Source organism: Salipiger bermudensis, from assembly GCF_019801965.1.
Taxonomy (GTDB): domain Bacteria; phylum Pseudomonadota; class Alphaproteobacteria; order Rhodobacterales; family Rhodobacteraceae; genus Salipiger; species Salipiger bermudensis_A.
Map to the genome: position 1 here is coordinate 488,759 of NZ_JAHVIA010000001.1, position 17,298 is coordinate 506,056.

General features: G+C 69.2%; 9 protein-coding genes. 5 read left to right on the forward strand and 4 right to left on the reverse strand.

Annotated elements, in window-relative coordinates:
* Nucleotides 1–25: 25 nt before the first annotated feature.
* Both KUV62_RS02410 and KUV62_RS02415 read right to left on the reverse strand, forming a co-directional pair.
* On the reverse strand, nt 26–538 hold the full coding sequence (locus KUV62_RS02410; protein ID WP_222602075.1) for a protein-tyrosine phosphatase family protein: 513 nt from the start codon (nt 536–538) through the stop codon (nt 26–28).
* Entirely contained in the window at nt 539–1,375 is an 837-nt protein-coding gene (locus KUV62_RS02415; RefSeq protein WP_222602076.1) for a neutral zinc metallopeptidase, read from the reverse strand. It lies immediately after the preceding gene.
* Nucleotides 1,376–1,544: 169 nt separating this feature from the next.
* Between KUV62_RS02415 and KUV62_RS02420 the strand changes: the two genes are divergently transcribed.
* Complete coding sequence (locus KUV62_RS02420) at nt 1,545–3,305, forward strand: DNA polymerase III subunit gamma/tau (protein WP_222602077.1); 1,761 nt, start codon at nt 1,545–1,547, stop codon at nt 3,303–3,305.
* A gap of 623 nt (nt 3,306–3,928) precedes the next feature.
* Here KUV62_RS02420 and KUV62_RS02425 read toward each other — a convergent pair.
* Complete coding sequence (locus KUV62_RS02425) at nt 3,929–4,834, reverse strand: NAD-dependent epimerase/dehydratase family protein (protein ID WP_222602078.1); 906 nt, start codon at nt 4,832–4,834, stop codon at nt 3,929–3,931.
* 10 nt (nt 4,835–4,844) lie between these two features.
* Entirely contained in the window at nt 4,845–5,936 is a 1,092-nt protein-coding gene (locus tag KUV62_RS02430; protein ID WP_222602079.1) for an NAD(P)/FAD-dependent oxidoreductase, read from the reverse strand.
* A gap of 249 nt (nt 5,937–6,185) precedes the next feature.
* Here KUV62_RS02430 and KUV62_RS02435 point away from each other — a divergent pair, with 249 nt between their 5' ends.
* From KUV62_RS02435 to KUV62_RS02450, 4 genes are all read left to right on the forward strand, one after another.
* On the forward strand, nt 6,186–7,997 hold the full coding sequence (locus KUV62_RS02435; RefSeq protein WP_222602080.1) for an autotransporter assembly complex protein TamA: 1,812 nt from the start codon (nt 6,186–6,188) through the stop codon (nt 7,995–7,997).
* Entirely contained in the window at nt 7,994–12,787 is a 4,794-nt protein-coding gene (locus KUV62_RS02440; protein ID WP_222602081.1) for a translocation/assembly module TamB domain-containing protein, read from the forward strand. The genes KUV62_RS02435 and KUV62_RS02440 overlap by 4 nt, the downstream gene beginning before the upstream one ends.
* Before the next feature lie 252 nt (nt 12,788–13,039).
* Nucleotides 13,040–14,170: an efflux RND transporter periplasmic adaptor subunit gene (locus KUV62_RS02445; protein ID WP_222602082.1), complete on the forward strand. Its 1,131-nt coding sequence runs from the start codon at nt 13,040–13,042 to the stop codon at nt 14,168–14,170.
* Nucleotides 14,167–17,274 (forward strand): efflux RND transporter permease subunit, encoded by a 3,108-nt coding sequence (locus tag KUV62_RS02450; RefSeq protein WP_222602083.1) that lies wholly within the window; start codon nt 14,167–14,169, stop codon nt 17,272–17,274. The genes KUV62_RS02445 and KUV62_RS02450 overlap by 4 nt, the downstream gene beginning before the upstream one ends.
* Nucleotides 17,275–17,298: the final 24 nt, after the last annotated feature.

Sequence of the window (17,298 nt, forward strand, 5' to 3'; positions counted from 1 at the left end):
ATCAGTCTAATTTTCTTGGCCTGGCTCAGTCGCCGTGCCGGTGGAACACCGCCGCTTCGCGCTCGGCCGCCAGCGCCCAGCCCATCTGCGCCTCGGTCTCGACCGCGCAGGGCCGCACGCTCCGCAGCCGCGCCAGCGCCTCGTCGGGCGCCTCGCCCGCCTCGATCATCAGCCGCAGAGCCACCATGCCCGAGCGCCCGCAGCCCCCCCGGCAATGCACCAGCACCCGCCCGCCGCCCTGCAACGCGTGCAGCGCCGCACGGCTGACCTCGGGCCAGCGCTCCTCGAACAGCGCGCAGGGCACGTCGAAATCCACGATCGGCAGATGCTCCCATCGCGCGCCATGATCCGCGACGAAGCCGCCCACCGAGCCGGAGCCCGCGGCCTCGAACTCGGCGGCACTGACCAGCGAGATGACCAGCGACGGCCGCCAGTCGGCCACGTGCTGCAGGTCTCCCACGAGATCCCCGCTCGCCCCGGGAAGGGGCGAGATGGCGAGAATTCCGTCCAGAACCCGAAGCGCGTGGAGGATGGTCATTCAGAGGCTCGATGCGTTGAACGTGTCACATCCGCCAATGCTGCCCGATTCGTAGCCTCTTGCGAACCAGCTTTCGCGCTGCTCCGAGGTGCCGTGGGTGAAGGTATGCGGCTGCGGCACCCGCCCGGCACTGCGTTGCAGGTGATCATCGCCGATCATCCGCGCCGCGTTCAGCGCCTCGGCCATGTCGCCCGGCTCGAGCAGCCCGTCAACGTGATGCGCCCAGACCCCGGCGAGGCAATCCGCCTGCAGTTCGAGCCGCACGGTGATGGCGTTGGCCTGCGCCTCGCCGGCGCGCTGACGCACCGAGTTGACCTGATCGAGGATGCCGAGTTCGTCCTGCACGTGATGCGCGACCTCGTGCGCGATCACGTAGGCGGCGGCGAAATCGCCTTCGGCCCCGAGCCGCTGCGACAGCGTCGCGAAGAACTGGGTATCGAGATAGGCCTTGCGGTCGAGCGGGCAGTAGAACGGCCCGGTCGCGCCGCTGGCGCCGCCGCAGGGCGACGAGGTCGTGCCCGAGAACAGCACCAGCACCGGCGGCTCGTAGGGCGCACCCACCTCGCGGGGGAAGATCTCGCTCCAGACCTCCTCTGTGGTCGCGAGCACCTGCGAGGAAAACTCCGCCGCCGCCTCTTCCTGCGGGGTGATCTCGCGCTGGGTGCTGCTCTGCGTGCTGCCCTCGAGGATCGGCGTCACGTCGATGCCGGTGAAATAGCCGATCGCCAGTACCAGCAGCACGCCGACCCCCCCGAGCCCGCCGATCGCGATGCCGCCACCGCCCCTGCCGCGCCGATCCTCGATATTGCTGCTGCGTCTGACACCCCTGAGCCGCATGGGCCGATCCTCCGACTGGCGTGGCGCGACCATCACGCCACCGTGAGCCATACTCGCTCAACGCCTGCCGATGCGGTTTGGTTCACCCCGCTTTTCCGCGCCGCGCCCGGTTTACCTCTGGCGGCGGCGCGCATACCTTGTGCAGGTCCCGTCACCCGGAAGGCCCCAGATGTCCGAGCAATCGCCCAAGTACCAGGTTCTCGCCCGCAAGTACCGCCCCGAGACCTTCGCCGATCTGGTCGGCCAGGACGCCATGGTGCGCACGCTCAAGAACGCCTTCAAGGCCGGGCGCATCGCGCAGGCCTTCATCATGACCGGCATCCGCGGCACCGGCAAGACCACCACCGCCCGGATCATCGCCAAGGGCATGAACTGCATCGGCCCCGACGGCGAGGGCGGCCCCACCACCGAGCCCTGCGGTGAGTGCGAGCATTGCAAAGCGATCATGGAGGGCCGCCATGTCGACGTCATCGAGATGGACGCCGCCTCCAACACCGGCGTCGGCGATATCCGCGAGATTATCGACAGCGTGCACTACCGGGCGGCCTCGGCGCGCTACAAGATCTACATCATCGACGAGGTCCACATGCTCTCGAACAGCGCCTTCAACGCGCTGCTCAAGACGCTGGAGGAGCCACCGGCCCATGTGAAATTCATCTTCGCCACCACCGAGATCCGCAAGGTGCCGGTGACGGTGCTGTCGCGCTGCCAGCGCTTCGACCTGCGCCGCATCGAGCCCGAGGTGATGATCGCGTTGCTGCGCAAGATCGCCGGCTCCGAGGGCGCCGAGATCACCGACGACGCGCTGGCGCTGGTCACCCGCGCCGCCGAGGGCTCGGCCCGTGATGCCACCTCGCTGCTCGATCAGGCGATCAGCCACGGCGCCGGCGAGACCACCGCCGAGCAGGTCCGCGCCATGCTGGGCCTCGCCGACCGGGGCCGGGTGATGGACCTGTTCGAGAAGATCATGTACGGCGACGCCCCCGGCGCGCTGACCGAACTGTCGGAGCAATACGCCGATGGCGCCGACCCGCTGGCGGTGCTGCGCGACTTGGCCGAGATCACCCACTGGACGTCGGTGGTGAAGATCACCCCGGAGGCCGCCGAGGATCCGACGATTTCGCCCGACGAGCGCGCCCGCGGCGAGACCATGGCTGCCAATCTCGGGATGCGCGCGCTGACCCGCATGTGGCAGATGCTGCTCAAGGCGCTCGACGAGGTGGCGCAGGCGCCCAACGCCATGATGGCCGCCGAGATGGCGGTGATCCGGCTGACCCACGTGGCCGAGCTACCCTCGCCCGAAGAGCTTCTGCGCAAGCTGCAGGACACCCCGCCCCCGCCGCCGTCGGGCCCCGGTGGCGGCTATGCCCACGCGCCCGCCGCTGGCGGCGCCCAGGCGACCGGCGGCCACGTCCAGCCCACGCATCCGGCGCCTTCTGGCCCGGTCGCGACGCAGGGCAACGCGGTGCTGGCGGTGGCGGCGGATCACGCGCTGGCCCGCTTCCCGACCTTCGAGCACGTGGTCGAGCTGATCCGTGCCAACCGTGACATGACGCTGCTGATGGAGGTCGAGCGCTGCGTGCGGCTCGCCGCCTACCAGCCCGGCCGCATCGAGTTCACCCCCACCGACAACGCCCGCGGCGATCTCGCCCAGCGCTTGGGCAGCGCGCTGCAGCGCTGGACAGGCAATCGCTGGGGCGTGTCGCTGGTCAATGGCTGCGACACGGCAACGATCTGGGAGCAGGCCCACGCCGCCGAGCTGGCGATGAAGGCCGAGGCGGCGGAGCACCCGCTGATCCAGGCCGCACTGGCCGTCTTCCCGAAGGCCGAGATCGTCGAGATCCGTACCCCCGAGGCCGCCGCGCAGGAGGCCACCGCCGAAGCGCTGCCGGAGGTTGAGGACGAGTGGGACCCGTTCGAGGAAGAGTGAGGGGCGCAGGGCACATGCCCGATCGGCACTTCACTTCCTGGTAGGCCTATACCGGGTGGTTTGCTATGTCGGGAAAGCCAAATCTATATCGTTAGGTGTATCGCGATCTTGACTAATTCAAATGCAAATCTCGGTACGAAGAAGTCTCGCTACGTCGTCTACAGGATCACTTTTCCAAACAAGAAGATCTACATCGGAAAAGATGTCGGCGGTGACGGGCACTCTATCCGATACTTCGGGAGCTGGGATCAGAGAGCGGTCGAAGCTGAATTCACGAAGGAGGAACTGATGGATTTTAGGATCCGACGAGAGATCCTCTTCGAAAGTGATGACAAGCGGGAAGTGGCAATTAGGGAGCTGGAATTGATTGTATCTGAGCAGTCAAACGACCCTTCGATAGGATATAATCGATCACCAAAATTCCGAGGCTGATGCGTAGACCATAGTTTTCGGATCGGCAGGCGGCAGACCGGTCGTCCTGCGTTCGGCCTCCTCCGTAGATTCAAGACAAGTCCGAACCCCTTAAGCTAGGTGCTGGCGTCACCAGACTGCCCGCCCGAAGGGTGAGAATTGCCAAAGGTGTGCTTTCAGCATGACTGATGCACGGCGGCGCGAGACACCTTTCAGCCGCCCATCACCTCCACCGTCCGCCGCAGCCCTTCCTCGATGCCCACGACCGGCTGCCACCCGAGCAGCCGCCCGGCCCGCGAGATATCGAGCACGCTCGACTTCAGCTCGCTCTCCAGCGGCGCGCGCTCCAGCGCCAGCGCCTGACCGGTCACCCGCTGTACCAGCGCCACGAGATCCGCCAGCGAGGTGCCCTGACCGGTGCCGATGTTGAGCGTCGTCACCCGCTCGGGCAACTCTACGACGCAGGCCCGCGCCACGGCGGCGCAGAAATCCGAGACGTGAATGTAATCGCGCAGGCTCTCGCCGGTGCCGAAGAGCTTGAACGGCGTGCCCGTCGCCAGCGCGTTGAGCAGGATCGTCACCACGCCATAGCCCGGCCCCGCCAGCGGCGAGCCGTAGGCATTGGCGAGCCGTAGGATGGTCAGCCGGAAGCCGTGCCGGTTGGCGAGCATCACCAGCGCCTGCTCCACCGCCATCTTCTGCAGCGCATAGTAGGACTTGGGGTTAAGCGGCGCGTCTTCTGGGATGGGCAGCGCATCGGTGTCGCCATAGACCCCGGCGGAGGAGACGTAGACCATGTGGCCACGCCAGCCGCGCGCCAGCAGGGCCTCGACGAAGCGCGCCTGCGGCTCGATCTCGCGGCGACTGAGATCGGCATAGCTCTCGAACGGCACCCGTGGGCTGGCGAGCCCGGCACAATGCACGATGCTCGCGTGTGTGTCGCGCTCCGGCAGCCAGCCGGGCGAGAGCACATCGGCGGTCGAGATCTGCGGCAACCCCGCCGCCTGCCGCGGCAGGGCACGCCGTGCGACCCCGGTGGCGTCATGGCCAGCGGCCCGCAGGTGGTAGAGGATCTCGCAGCCCAGAACGCCGGAGCTGCCGGTGACGTAGATGCGCATGGCGGCCCCCTCAGGCAAATCGCGCCGGCGACAGCGCGGCGCGGCTCTCGGCGCCGACCGACGCCTCGCGCCCGGCCACCAGCGCCGCGGTCAGCTCGGCCAGCGCCGGGGCGGTCTGGATGCCGTGGCCACCCTGCCCGGCGAGCCAGAAGAAGCCCTCCGCGGCGCCGTCGAAGCCGCAGACCGGGGTCTTGTCCGGCGCGAAGCTGCGCAGCCCCGCCCAGCTCGAGACCATGCGGGTGACAGGCACCGTCACCGCGCTTTCGTAGCGGTGCAGCCCCTCCGCCAGCACCATGTCGTCGGGCCAGGCATCCTGCGGCGGCACCGGGTCGGCATCGGCGGGGCTTACCATGAGCTGGCCGCCCATCGGCTTGGCATACCAGGTCTCGGCGATCGAGCCGAAGAGCGGCCAGAGGCCCACCTCATGGGCGTCAGGCGCCGGCAACACCGCGGCAGAGCGCCGGCAGGGCTGGATCGGGATCGGCTGCGCGCCCGCCATGCGCGCGACCTCGCCCGCCCAGGCACCGGCGGCGTTGATCACCACCGGCGCTGCGTGGGTCTCGCCGCCCGCCACGATCTGCCACAGCCCCGCCTCGCGGCTCAGCGCCGAGACCGGCGCCTTGCAGCGCAGCGCGCCGCCGCGCGCCCGGAACTTGCGCAGGTAGCCCTGCAGCATGGCGTCGACGTCGATGTCGCGGGCCTCGGGCTCCAGCACCGCGCCGGCGAAATGACCGGGTTTCAGGATCGGCACCAGCCGCTCGGCCTCGGCGGCGCTCAGCCGGTCGAGCCCGGCGCTGCCGGCGGCATACTCCTCGAGCAGATCGAGCTCCTCGCCGGTGGCGAGCAGCAGCTCGCCGCGCGGCGTCAGCAGCGGCGCCTCGACATCGATGTCGGGTGCCTCGAAGAAGCCCGCCGCCCGGTCGTTCAGCGCACGCAGGGCGGCGTTGCCGTAATTGCGGATGAAGATCGCCGCGGAGCGCGCGGTGGAGTGCCGCCCGGTTCCCGGCTCGGCCTCGAGCAGCAGGACCTCGGCGTCCGCGGCCAGCGCCGCCGCGGCACTCACCCCGGCCATGCCGCCGCCGATCACGATGATGTCGGGCATGTCGTCTCCTTCACGTTGCGTCTTGCAGCACTAGCTTGCCTCTCAACGGGATAGACAGCCCGAGGGGACGGGGCAAGCGATGCAGAGGAGACACACACCCGGCGCTTCCCCGCCTGTTCCACGCGAGAAGCGCGGCGGAGGGCGTAAGATGCGATTGCCTTCCCTAGCGTCCACGATTGCACTGGGTTACTGTGGATCGATCTCGCCCCAAGGGCGAACAGCCCCATGGCCCGAGAAAGGAATTCCTCAGTGACCATCCGGCGCTTTGCTGCCGCTTCCGGCACCGCCCTTTGCCTCGCATCCACCCCTGCCTTCGCGCTCGAGAACCTGAACTTCTCGACCCCCGGCATGGACGAGGACCTCCGCGCGCAAATGCGCAACAACTCGGCGCTCGCCTCGGTCGAGGCCGAAGCAGAGGATGCGCCGCCGACCGGGCAGGACGTGCTCGCCGCGGCGCTGTCGGACTATGGCATCCTGCTCGAGACGCTTTACGCAAACGGCTACTATGGCGGCGTCATCAGCATCCGGATCGACGGTCGCGAGGCCGCGGATATCCCGCTCCTGCAGACCCCGGACCGCGTCGACACCGTCGTGGTCAGCGTGCAGAGCGGCCCCGCCTTCACCTTCGGTCGCGCCGAGATCGCGCCGCTCGCCCCGGAGACAGAGCTGCCCGAGGGCTTCAAGCGCGGCGAGACTGCCGAGGCCTCGCTGGTGGGCGATGCCGCCGATGCAGGGATCGACGGCTGGCGCCAGATCGGCCATGCCAAGGCCGAGATCTCCTACCAGAACGTGGTCGCCGATCACCGCAACAGCGAGCTCGATGTCGAGATGCGCATCGCCCCCGGCCGCGAGCTGCGCTTCGGACGGCTGATCACCGTCAACGACAGCGCCGTGCGCACCGCCGCGCAGCGCCGCATTGCCGGCTTCCCCAACGGCGAGCGCTTCGATCCCGACGAGCTCGAGGAGGTCGAGCGCCGCCTGACCCGGACCGGCGCCTTCACCAGCGTCACCCTGCGAGAGGCGGAGGAACCGAACCCCGACGGCACACTCGATGTCGAGCTGCGCGTGGTCGACAACAAGCCCCGCCGTTTCGGCTTCGGTGCCGAGATCTCGTCGCTCGAGGGGCTGAGCCTCACCGCCTTCTGGCTGCATCGCAACCTCTGGGGCGGCGCCGAGCGCCTGCGCATCGACGGCGAGGTCACCGATATTGGCGCCTCCGGCAGCGACGCGCTCGACGCGAGCATCACCGCGCGGCTCGAGATTCCCGCCGCCATCGCCGAGCTCGGCCCCAACACCGACGCCTTCTTTGAGGCATCGCTCTCGACCCTGAACGAGCCGACCTACTCGGCCAACACCGCCGAGCTGACGGCCGGTCTGACCCGGCGCTTCAACGAGGATCTCACCGGCGAGATCGGGGTCGGCCTGCTCTATTCCGAGACCGAGGATGATCTCGGCGAGCGCGAGTTCCTGCTGTTCACGCTGCCGCTCTCGCTGACCTGGGACAAGCGCGACATCGATCTCGACCCGACCTCTGGCTGGTATCTCGATGCCGAGCTGACCCCGTTCTACAATCTCGACGGCGAGGGCCACGGCGCCCGGCTCTACACCGACCTGCGCGGCTATTACGGCTTCGGCGAGAGCAAGAGCACCGTGCTCGCGGGCCGGCTTCAGCTTGGCTCGGTCGTCGGCGCGGAGCTGGAAGACACCCAGCCCGAATTCCTGTTCTACTCCGGCGGCGCCGGCACCGTGCGCGGCCAGCCCTACCAGTCACTCACCGTCGATCTCGACGGCGACGAGACCGGCGGCCGCAGCTTCCTCGGCCTCTCGACCGAACTGCGCCAGGACATCAACGACACCTGGGGCGTGGTCGCCTTTGCCGACGCGGGCTACATCAGCGAGGCCAGCACCCCCGGCACCGAGGGCGACTGGCACGCGGGCGCCGGCCTCGGCGTGCGATACTCGACCCCGATCGGCCCGCTCCGGGTCGATCTCGCCAGCCCGGTCTCGGGCGATACCGGCGACGGGGTGCAGCTTTACATCGGCATAGGTCAGGCATTTTGAAACGCTTTCTCCTCCTCCTCTCCCTGCTTCTCGGACTGTCCCTGCCCGCGACGGCGCAGGAGGATGACGAGGGCACCCGGCTTGAACGCCTGATCGAGAACGCGCTTTCGTCGGACGGCACCAGCGTGACGGTGCGCGGCTTCCGCGGCGCGCTGAGCTCGCAGGCCACGATGGAGCGCATGACCATCGCCGACGCGCAGGGCATCTGGCTGACGCTGGAGAATGCCGAGCTCGACTGGAGCCGCCTGGCATTGCTGCGCGGCCGCCTGCAAGTCGACGAACTGAGCGCCGAGCGGCTGGAAGTGACCCGCCTGCCCGCCTCCGGCTCCTCCGCGCCGGCCCCCGAGGCCAGCGGCGGCAGCTTCGCGCTGCCCGACCTGCCGGTCTCGGTCAATGTCGGCCGTTTCGCCATCGACGCCGTCGAGCTTGGAGCGCCGATCATGGGCGAGGCGGTGACGCTCAATGTCGAGGGCGCGGCGCAGCTTGCCGATGGCGAGGGCAACGTGGAGCTTGCCGTGGTGCGGCAGGACGGCCCCACCGACGCGCTGAACTTCACCGGCAGCTACGCCAATGACAGCCGCGAACTGCTGGTCGATCTGGTGCTCGAGGAAGGCTCCGGCGGCCTTCTGACCACCAAGATGGGCCTGCCCGGCGCGCCGCCAATCCGCCTTGCGGTGCAGGGCGAGGGCGTGGTCGACGATTTCACCGCCGATCTCTCGCTCGCCACCGATGGCGAGGACCGCTTCGCCGGTCAGGTCACGCTTGAAGGCATCGAGGCGCAGGGTCACCGCTTTGCCGCCAATCTCGAGGGCGATCTGCGCCCGCTGCTGCCCGTCGAGCAGCGCGCCTTTCTCGGTAACAACCAGCTTCTGCGCACCAGCGGCATGCTCGAAACGGGTGGCGCCATCGCGCTCGACGAGCTGACGCTCGAGACCGCCGCGGTCTCGCTGAGCGGCGAGGCGCGCATCGGCGCCGAGGGCTGGCCCGAGCGGCTGCGGCTCTCCGGGCGCATCGCTTCGGAAGACGGCAGCCCGGTGCGTCTGGCCTTCGCGCAGGACGAGACGCTGCTCGAACAGGCGACGTTGTCGCTGTTCTACGACGCCTCAATCGGCGACGAGTTCACCCTCGAGCTTGCCCTCGAAGGGCTCGACCGCCCCGAGATGTCGCTCGAGAGCGCCCAGCTCTCCGGCGCCGGCGTCATCGCCCAGAACGAGACCAGCAGCCTGCCCGGCGCGGTGCGCGGTCAGCTCAATCTCGACGTGGCGGGGCTGGCCTTCTCCGATGCCTCGCTGGCCGAGGCCACCGGCGACGCCATGACCGGCGCGCTGCAATTCGACTGGCAGGAAGGCTCGCCGCTCGAGATCACCGGCATCGACCTGACCGGCGCCGGCATCGACGTGCAGGGTGACGTGGTGCTCTCGGGCCTGACGCAGGGCGCCGACCCGGCCATCGAGCCGGATCTGCAGATCCGCGCGCAGGACCTCGCACGCTTCTCCGGCCTCGCCGGGCGCGAGCTTGGCGGCGACGCCGATGTGCGCGTGACGGGCCGGGCAGAGCCGGTCTCCGGCCGCTTCGATCTCACCGTGGAAGGCAACGCCACCGATCTCGCCGCCGGCATTCCGCAGGTCGATGGGCTGCTGGCCGGCAACCTGACGCTCGACGCCACCGCCGCGCGGACCGAGCAGGGCACCTTCCTACGCAATCTAGATCTCGACGGCCCCGGCATCGTCATCACCGCCGACGCACAGCTCCAGACCGGCGCCAGCAGCGGCAAGTTCGATCTCACCCTGCCCGACCTGTCGCTGGTCGATCCGTCGATGAGCGGCGCGGCCACGCTGACCGGCACGCTCGACGAAGGCGAGGACGCCTACGCGCTCGACCTCGTGGCCGAGGGCCCGGGCAACACCCAGTTTGACGGCGTCGTCACCGCCGGCAAGGGCGAGGAAGGCAGCATCGTCTCGGTGGGCTTCACCGGCGACGCCTCGGCGGGCGATCTCGCCGCCTTCGCCGCCATTGCGGGCCGTCCGCTGGATGGCGCGGCAAGCTTCCAGGGCAGCGGCGCCTACACGCTTGAAACCGGCTATTTCGACGCCGACGGCAGCTTGCAAACCCGCGATGTGGAAATCGGCATCGACGCGGTCGACGGTCTGCTGGAAGGCACCACTGACGCCGAGGTCAACGTCACCCGCGACGCCGATGGCATCACCATCCGCCGCGCCGAGGTCGACGGCCCCGGCATCGAAATGACCGCCACCGGCACGCTGCTCGACGCCGGCAGTTCGGCCAGCTTCGACATCACCCTGCCCGACCTCGCGCGCCTGCGCGCCGAGGGTCTCTCGGGCCGCGCCAGCCTGCGCGGCACGCTCGAGGAAAGCGCCGAGGCCTACCTGCTGAACATCGCGGCCACAGGCCCCGCCCAGACCCAGATCGACGGTGATGTGACCGCCACCAAGGCCCCCGACGGCGGCATCGCCACGGTGAGCTTCGACGGCACCGCAGCCGGCGGCGACCTCTCGGCCTTCGCCGATCTTGTAGGCCGCGAGCTCGACGGTTCCTTCAGCTTCGACGGCGAGGGCTCCTACGCCCTCGAGACCGGCTATTTCGACGCCGACGGCACGCTGGTGACCAACGATCTCGCCATCGGCATCCAGCAGGTCGACGGGCTGCTGGAAGGCACCACCCGGGCCGAGATCGACGCCTCGCGCAACGCCGAGGGCATCACCATCCGCCGTGCCGATGTCGACGGTCCGGGCATCCAGCTCACCGCCAGCGGCAACCTCGTTGGCGATGGCAGCACCGCCACCTTCAACCTCACCCTGCCCGACCTCAGCCCGGTCGCGCCCGGCATGTCGGGCAGCGTCTCGGTTTCGGGCGACCTGCAGGAAAGCGCCGAGGCCTACACGCTCGACTTTACCGCCCGGGGCCCCGGCCAGACCCTGGCCGGCGGCATCGTCACCGCCACCAAGACCGAGGATGGCCAGATCGGCACCGTGGGCTTCGACGGCACCGCCTCGGTGGGCTCGCTCGCCGCCTATGCGCCGCTCACCGGGCAGAACCTGCGCGGCTCGGTGAGCTTCGACGGCTCCGGCGCCTACACGCTGGCGACCGGTGCCTTCAGCGCCGACGGCACGCTCAACTCCCGCGACCTCGCGACCGGCATCGAAATCGCCGACAGGCTGGTCGGCGGCAGCGGCAGCGCCGTGGTCTCGGCACGGCGCGACGACGACGGCAACATCACCGTCGAAGAGCTCGACGTGACCACCTCGCAGATCACCGCCACGATGAACGGCACGCTGAGCCAGTCCGGTGCCAGCGCGCTGAGCTTCGACGTGGCGCTGAACAATCTCGGCGTGATCGTGCCGCAGCTTCCGGGCCGCGCCACCGCCAGCGGCACGATCGGCGGCAGCGGCGACGGGCCGTGGCAGGTCGACACCCGGATCAACGCGCCCGGCGGGACGCAGGCGACGGTCTCGGGCACGCTGGCGCAGAGCTTCGACAGCGCCAATCTCGCCATCGACGGCAATGCGCCGCTGTCGCTCGCCAACCGCATTGCCGAGCCCAACCTGCTCTCCGGCATGGCGCGGCTGAACCTGCGCCTGAACGGGCCGCTGGCGCCCTCTTCGCTCTCGGGCAGCGTCACGGTGAGCGGCGCCGAGGTGGTGCTGCCGGGGCCGGGGATCTCGCTCAACGGCATCAACCTCAGCGCCAACCTCGGTGGCGGCCAAGTCCGGCTCGACGTCACCGGCCAGCTGGCCACCGGCGGACGGCTCGAGACCACCGGCACGATCGGGCTAAACGCCCCCTACAGCGCTGACCTGACTGTGCGGATGCGTGAGCTGCTGCTCGAGGATCGCCGGCTCTACCAGGCCACCGCCAGCGGGCGCGTCACCGTGCAGGGCCCCCTGCTCACCGGCCCGACCATCGGCGGACGCATCGACATCGAGCAGGCCGAGCTGCGGATCCCGGAAACCGGCCTCGGGCCGGGCAGCCGCAGCTTCACCCTCACCCACCTCGCCGAACCCGGACCGGTGCGGCAGACCCGCGCTCGCGCCGGCCTGATCGAGACCCGGAGCTCCGGCGGCGGCTCGTCCTACACGCTGCCGCTCGACCTCGACATCCGGGCTCCCTCGCGCATCTTCGTGCGCGGCCGCGGCCTCGACGCCGAGCTTGGCGGCTCGCTGAGGATCACTGGCACCACACAGGACATCGTGCCGGTCGGCCGGTTCGACCTGATCCGCGGTCGGCTCGACATCCTTGGCCAGCGCCTGACGCTCGACACGGCGATCCTGCGCCTGACCGGCGATTTCGTCCCGACCATCGAGGTCGAGGCCACCGCCGAGCGCGAGAGCACCGTGGTGACGGTGTCGATCGAGGGCGAGGCCACCGAGCCGGAGGTGACCTTCAGCTCGACCCCCTCGCGCCCCGAGGAAGAGGTGCTGGCGCTGTTGCTCTTCGGCCGCGACGTGACCGACCTCTCGGCGCTGCAGGCGCTGCGCATCGCGGCGGCGGTCAATACGCTGGCGGGCAAGGGCGGCGAAGGCATCGTCGGCAACCTGCGCAAGGGCTTCGGTCTCGATGATTTCGACGTCACCACCGATGATGAAGGCAATGCTGGTCTGCGGCTGGGCAAGTATATCAGCGATGATCTCTACACCGACGTCGAGGTCGATTCCGGCGGCGAGACGACGATCAACCTGAACTACCAGATCAATCGAAACGTGAAGGCCCGCGCCAGCGCCGACAGCGGCGGCGACAGCGGCCTCGGGATCTATTTCGAGAAAGACTACTGATTGCACGGGGCGGATCTTCGGATCCGCCCCGCTCGTTTCCGGGCCGCACCGCGCGTCTGCCCCCTTGAGCAGCCGGAAGCAACGCGGGCGCTGCAGCCCCCCTCCCCGCCTCCACGCCAATCTCCTGCCCGGCTTGCGCCAAATCGTCCGGGCCGGGCATCGCGTCTTGGTTCCGTCAGAGACAGTGCGTAAGCTTCCGGCCAGCGCTCCGCGCCATTTCTTTTGCCCTTTTCCCAGACCTTCGACGCTCAGATGACATCCTCGCCCTCTGCCAAGACGCCGCCCCGCACCGAGCTCAGCTTCGAGGACGATCCCGGGGCCGGCCGCGCCTGGCTGATCGCGCTCGCCATCATCGTCGGGTTGACGCTCTGGATGCTGAGCGGGGTCTTCCGGCCCGCGCAGACCGGCGAGGATCAGCCCATGCCCGCGCCCGGCATCCCCTCGGTCGCCGTGCAGCGCTCGCAGGCGGGGCCGGTGACGCTCTACTTTCACGCCGAGGGGCAGGCCCTTCCCAAGCGCGACACGATGATCCGCTCCGAGGCGTCGGGCACGGTCGAGGAGATCCTCGTGGAGCCCGGAACCGATGTTGCCGAGGGCGCGCTGCTGGTGCGGCTCTCGACCGAGCGAGCGCAGGCCAATCTGGTCTCCGCTGAGCGCGAGTTCGAGCGGGCACGGCGCGAATACGACAATGCCGCCACCCTGCTCGACCGCGGCGTCGCCACGCTCGACCGGGTGACACAGGCGCAGGCGGCGCTGGCTGCCGCCGAGGCGCAGCTTGCCGCGGCGCGGGAGGCGCGCGACCAGACCGACATCGTCGCCCCCTTCGCCGGGCGGATCGAATATCTCGGGCTCGAGCTCGGCGAGGTGGTCTCGGTCGGCATGGAGGTCGGGCGCATCATCGACCACGACCCGCTGACCGTCAGCGTCGAGGTTCCGCAGCAATCGCTGCGCCGCATTCGCACCGGGCAACTGGCCGAGGTCAGTTTCCTCACCGGCGAGAGCCGTGAAGGAGAGGTGAGCTTCGTGGGCACCGCCGCACAGGCCCAGACCCGGACCTTCACCGTCGAGATCACCGTGCCCAACGCTGACGGCGCGATCCCCTCGGGGATCTCGGCGCGGGTGCGCATCCCCACCGGCGAAACCGAGGCGCATTTCCTCTCCGGTGCCGACCTCTCGCTCGACATCGACGGCACGCTAGGGGTCAAGACCGTGACCGGGGACAACCGCGTCGCCTTCCACCCGGTGCAGGTGGTCAGCTCCGAGCTCGACGGCGTCTGGGCCACCGGCCTGCCCGACCCGGCGGAAATCATCGTCGTCGGGCAGGGCTTCGTGGTCGAGGGCGAGGAGGTGACGCCGGTGCCCGCAGAGGAGCCCGGGCAATGAACACCCTCATCGACGCGGCCTTCTCGCGCAGCCGCGCGGTGTTGCTCGCGCTGCTGATGCTGATCGGCTTCGGCAGCTACGCCTATCTCACCATCCCCAAGGAGGCCGCCCCCGAGGTGCCCCTGCCCTATTTCATCGCCACCACCGCGGTCGAAGGCATCTCACCCGAGGATGGCGAGGCGCTGTTGCTGCAGCCGCTCGAGCGCGAGTTCTCCTCGGTCGACGGGCTGAAGACCATGCGCAGCGTGGCGATGGAGAGCGCCGCACTGGTCCTTCTGGAGTTCGAGCCCGGCACCGATGCCGACGACGCGCTCGGCCGGCTCCGCGATGCCCGAGACCGCGCCAATGCCGATCTCCCCGACAGCGCCACCACGGTGGAGCTCATCGAGATCAACACCGAAATGTTCCCGATCCTGTCGATCATCCTCAGCGGCCCGGTGCCCGAGCGCACGCTGAGCCGGATGGCCGAAGAGCTTCAGACCGAGATCGAGAAGATCAACGGCGTGCTCGAGGCCGAGATCGGCGGCGAGCGCGAGGAGTTCCTCGAGATCCTGATCGACCCGACGGTGTTCCAGACCTACGGGCTGACCTTCGACGAGCTGCTCGGGCAGGTGCAGGCCAACAACCGCCTGATCGCCGCCGGCGCGATGGATATCGGCCGCGGCCGCATGGCGCTCAAGGTGCCCGGCCTGATCACCACCCTGCCGGACCTGCAAGCGATGCCGGTCAAGGTGCGCGACGGCACCGTGGTCAGCCTTGGCGACATCGCCACCATCCGGCAGGCCTTCGAGGACCCGGAGGGCTTCGTGCGCTTCAACGGCCAGCCGGCGCTGTCGCTCGAGGTCACCAAGCGCTCGGGGGCCAACGTGATCGAGATCGTCGATCAGGTCATGGACCGCGTCGAGGCGGCGCGCGAGGGCTGGCCCGAGAGCGTGCAGGTCACCTACCAGTCCGATCAGTCCGAGCAGATCAAGACCATGCTTTCCGAGCTCGAGGCCAGCGTGATCGCCGCCGTGGTGCTGGTGATGATCGTCATCGTCTACGCGCTCGGGCTGCGCTCGGCGGTGCTGGTGGGGGTGGCGATCCCGGGCTCTTTCCTCGTTGGCGTCGCGACGATCTGGCTGATCGGCTACACGCTCAACATCATCGTGCTCTTTGCGCTGATCCTCGTGGTCGGCATGCTGGTCGACGGCGCCATCGTCACCACCGACCTCGCCGACCGCCGCCTGCATGAGGGCGCGCCGCCGAAACAGGCTTATGCCGATGCCGCGAAGCGCATGGCTTGGCCGATCATCGCCTCGACCGCGACCACGCTCTCGGTGTTCTTCCCGCTGCTGTTCTGGAGCGGAATCATGGGCGAGTTCATGAAATACCTGCCCGCCACGGTGATCCTGACGCTGATCGCCTCGCTGTTCATGGCGCTGATCTTCGTGCCGGTGCTGGGCGGGCTGATCGGACGGCGCCAGCCGCGCAGCGCTTCCGCCAAGGCCGCGCTTTCCGCCTCCGAGCATGGCGATCCGCGCGCGCTTTCCGGCTTCACCGGCGCCTATGCCCGCCTGCTCGACCGCGCGGTCCGCGCGCCCGGCGTGACGCTGCTGATCGCGGTTGCGGTGCTGCTCGGTGCGTTCCAGCTCTACGGGCTGTTCGGGCGCGGCGTCACCTATTTCCCCGCCGTCGAGCCCGAGGCGCTGCAGGTCGAGGTGCGCGCCCGCGACAGCTTCTCGATCCACGAGCGCGATGCACTGGTGCGGCAGGTCGAGCGGCGGCTCTTCGGCTTCGACGAGATCAATGGCATCTACGCCCGCTCGGCGCTCAACTCACAGCTCGGCAACGAGGAGGTGATCGGCACCATCAATCTCGAGCTGGCCGACTGGCAGGAGCGCCGCAAGGCCGATGTCATCGCCGCCGAGATCCGCGAGGCGCTGGCCGATATCGCCGGGGTCGAGATCCAGGTGCAGAGCCAGGCAAACGGCCCCACGCAGGGCAAGCCGGTCGAGATCCGGGTGCTCGCGTCCGACCCGGAGGCGCAGAGCGCCGCCGTCAGCCATATCCGCGAGGTCATGGAGCGCATTGGCGGATTCAGCGATGTCGAGGACGACCGCAGCCTGCCAGGCGTCGAGCTCGCGATCAATGTCGACCGCGCCGAAGCCGCGCGCTACGGCGCCAGCGTCGCGCTGCTGGGACAGGCGGTGCAGTTGCTCACGCGCGGCGTCGACGTCTCGACCTACCGCCCACCGGCGAGCAGCGACGAATACGACATCCGCGTGCGCTTCCCGCGGGAGAGCCGCAACCTCTCCGAACTCACCAACCTGCGGGTGCTGACCTCGGCCGGACAGGCGCCGGTGTCGAACTTCGTCAGCTTCGCGCCGGTCGACCGCATCGGCACCATCCGCCGCACCGACGAGCGCCGGGTCCTGACCATCGAGGCCGACGTGGCCCCCGGCCTGCTGGTCAACGACCAGATGCTGCTGCTCACCGCCGCGCTGGAAGACGATCCCTTGCCCGGCGGTGCCAGCTTCGAGCTGGGCGGCGAGGCCGAGGAGCAGGCCGAGGCGTCGTCCTTCCTCGTGCTCGCCTTCGTCGCGGCCATCGCGCTGATGTTCGCGATCCTGCTGATCCAGATGAACAATTTCTACCAGGTCTTCGTGGTGCTGAGCGCCATCGTGTTCTCGGTGGCCGGCGTTCTACTCGGGCTCATCATCATCGGGCGGCCCTTCGGCATTGTCATGGGAGGCATCGGGGTGATCGCGCTGGCGGGCATCGTGGTGAACAACAACATCGTTCTGATCGACACCTACAACGAGATCCGCGCGGCTGGCGCTTCCGCCCGCGAGGCAGCGCTGCGCGCCGGCGCCCAGCGCCTGCGGCCGGTGGTGCTGACCTCGCTGACCACGGCGCTGGGGCTGATGCCGATGGTGCTGGGGGTGACGCTCGACGTCTTCTCCCGAGAGATCCTCGTCGGCGCGCCCTCGTCGCAATGGTGGACCGAGCTGTCGAGCGCCATCGCCGGCGGGCTGATCTTCGCAACCGTGCTGACACTGGTGCTGACGCCCTCCATGCTGGTGCTGCGCGACCGCCGCAGCGAGCGCCGCGCGGCAGCGTGAGGCATCGCCAGACAAGGGAATTCG

What these genes read in the sequence shown, in the direction of transcription:
- KUV62_RS02410 (WP_222602075.1), bottom strand. Translation starts at nt 538, where the DNA reads ATGACCATCCTCCACGCGCTTCGGGTTCTGGACGGAATTCTCGCCATC.
- KUV62_RS02415 (WP_222602076.1), bottom strand. Translation starts at nt 1,375, where the DNA reads ATGCGGCTCAGGGGTGTCAGACGCAGCAGCAATATCGAGGATCGGCGC.
- KUV62_RS02420 (WP_222602077.1), top strand. Translation starts at nt 1,545, where the DNA reads ATGTCCGAGCAATCGCCCAAGTACCAGGTTCTCGCCCGCAAGTACCGC.
- KUV62_RS02425 (WP_222602078.1), bottom strand. Translation starts at nt 4,834, where the DNA reads ATGCGCATCTACGTCACCGGCAGCTCCGGCGTTCTGGGCTGCGAGATC.
- KUV62_RS02430 (WP_222602079.1), bottom strand. Translation starts at nt 5,936, where the DNA reads ATGCCCGACATCATCGTGATCGGCGGCGGCATGGCCGGGGTGAGTGCC.
- KUV62_RS02445 (WP_222602082.1), top strand. Translation starts at nt 13,040, where the DNA reads ATGACATCCTCGCCCTCTGCCAAGACGCCGCCCCGCACCGAGCTCAGC.
- KUV62_RS02450 (WP_222602083.1), top strand. Translation starts at nt 14,167, where the DNA reads ATGAACACCCTCATCGACGCGGCCTTCTCGCGCAGCCGCGCGGTGTTG.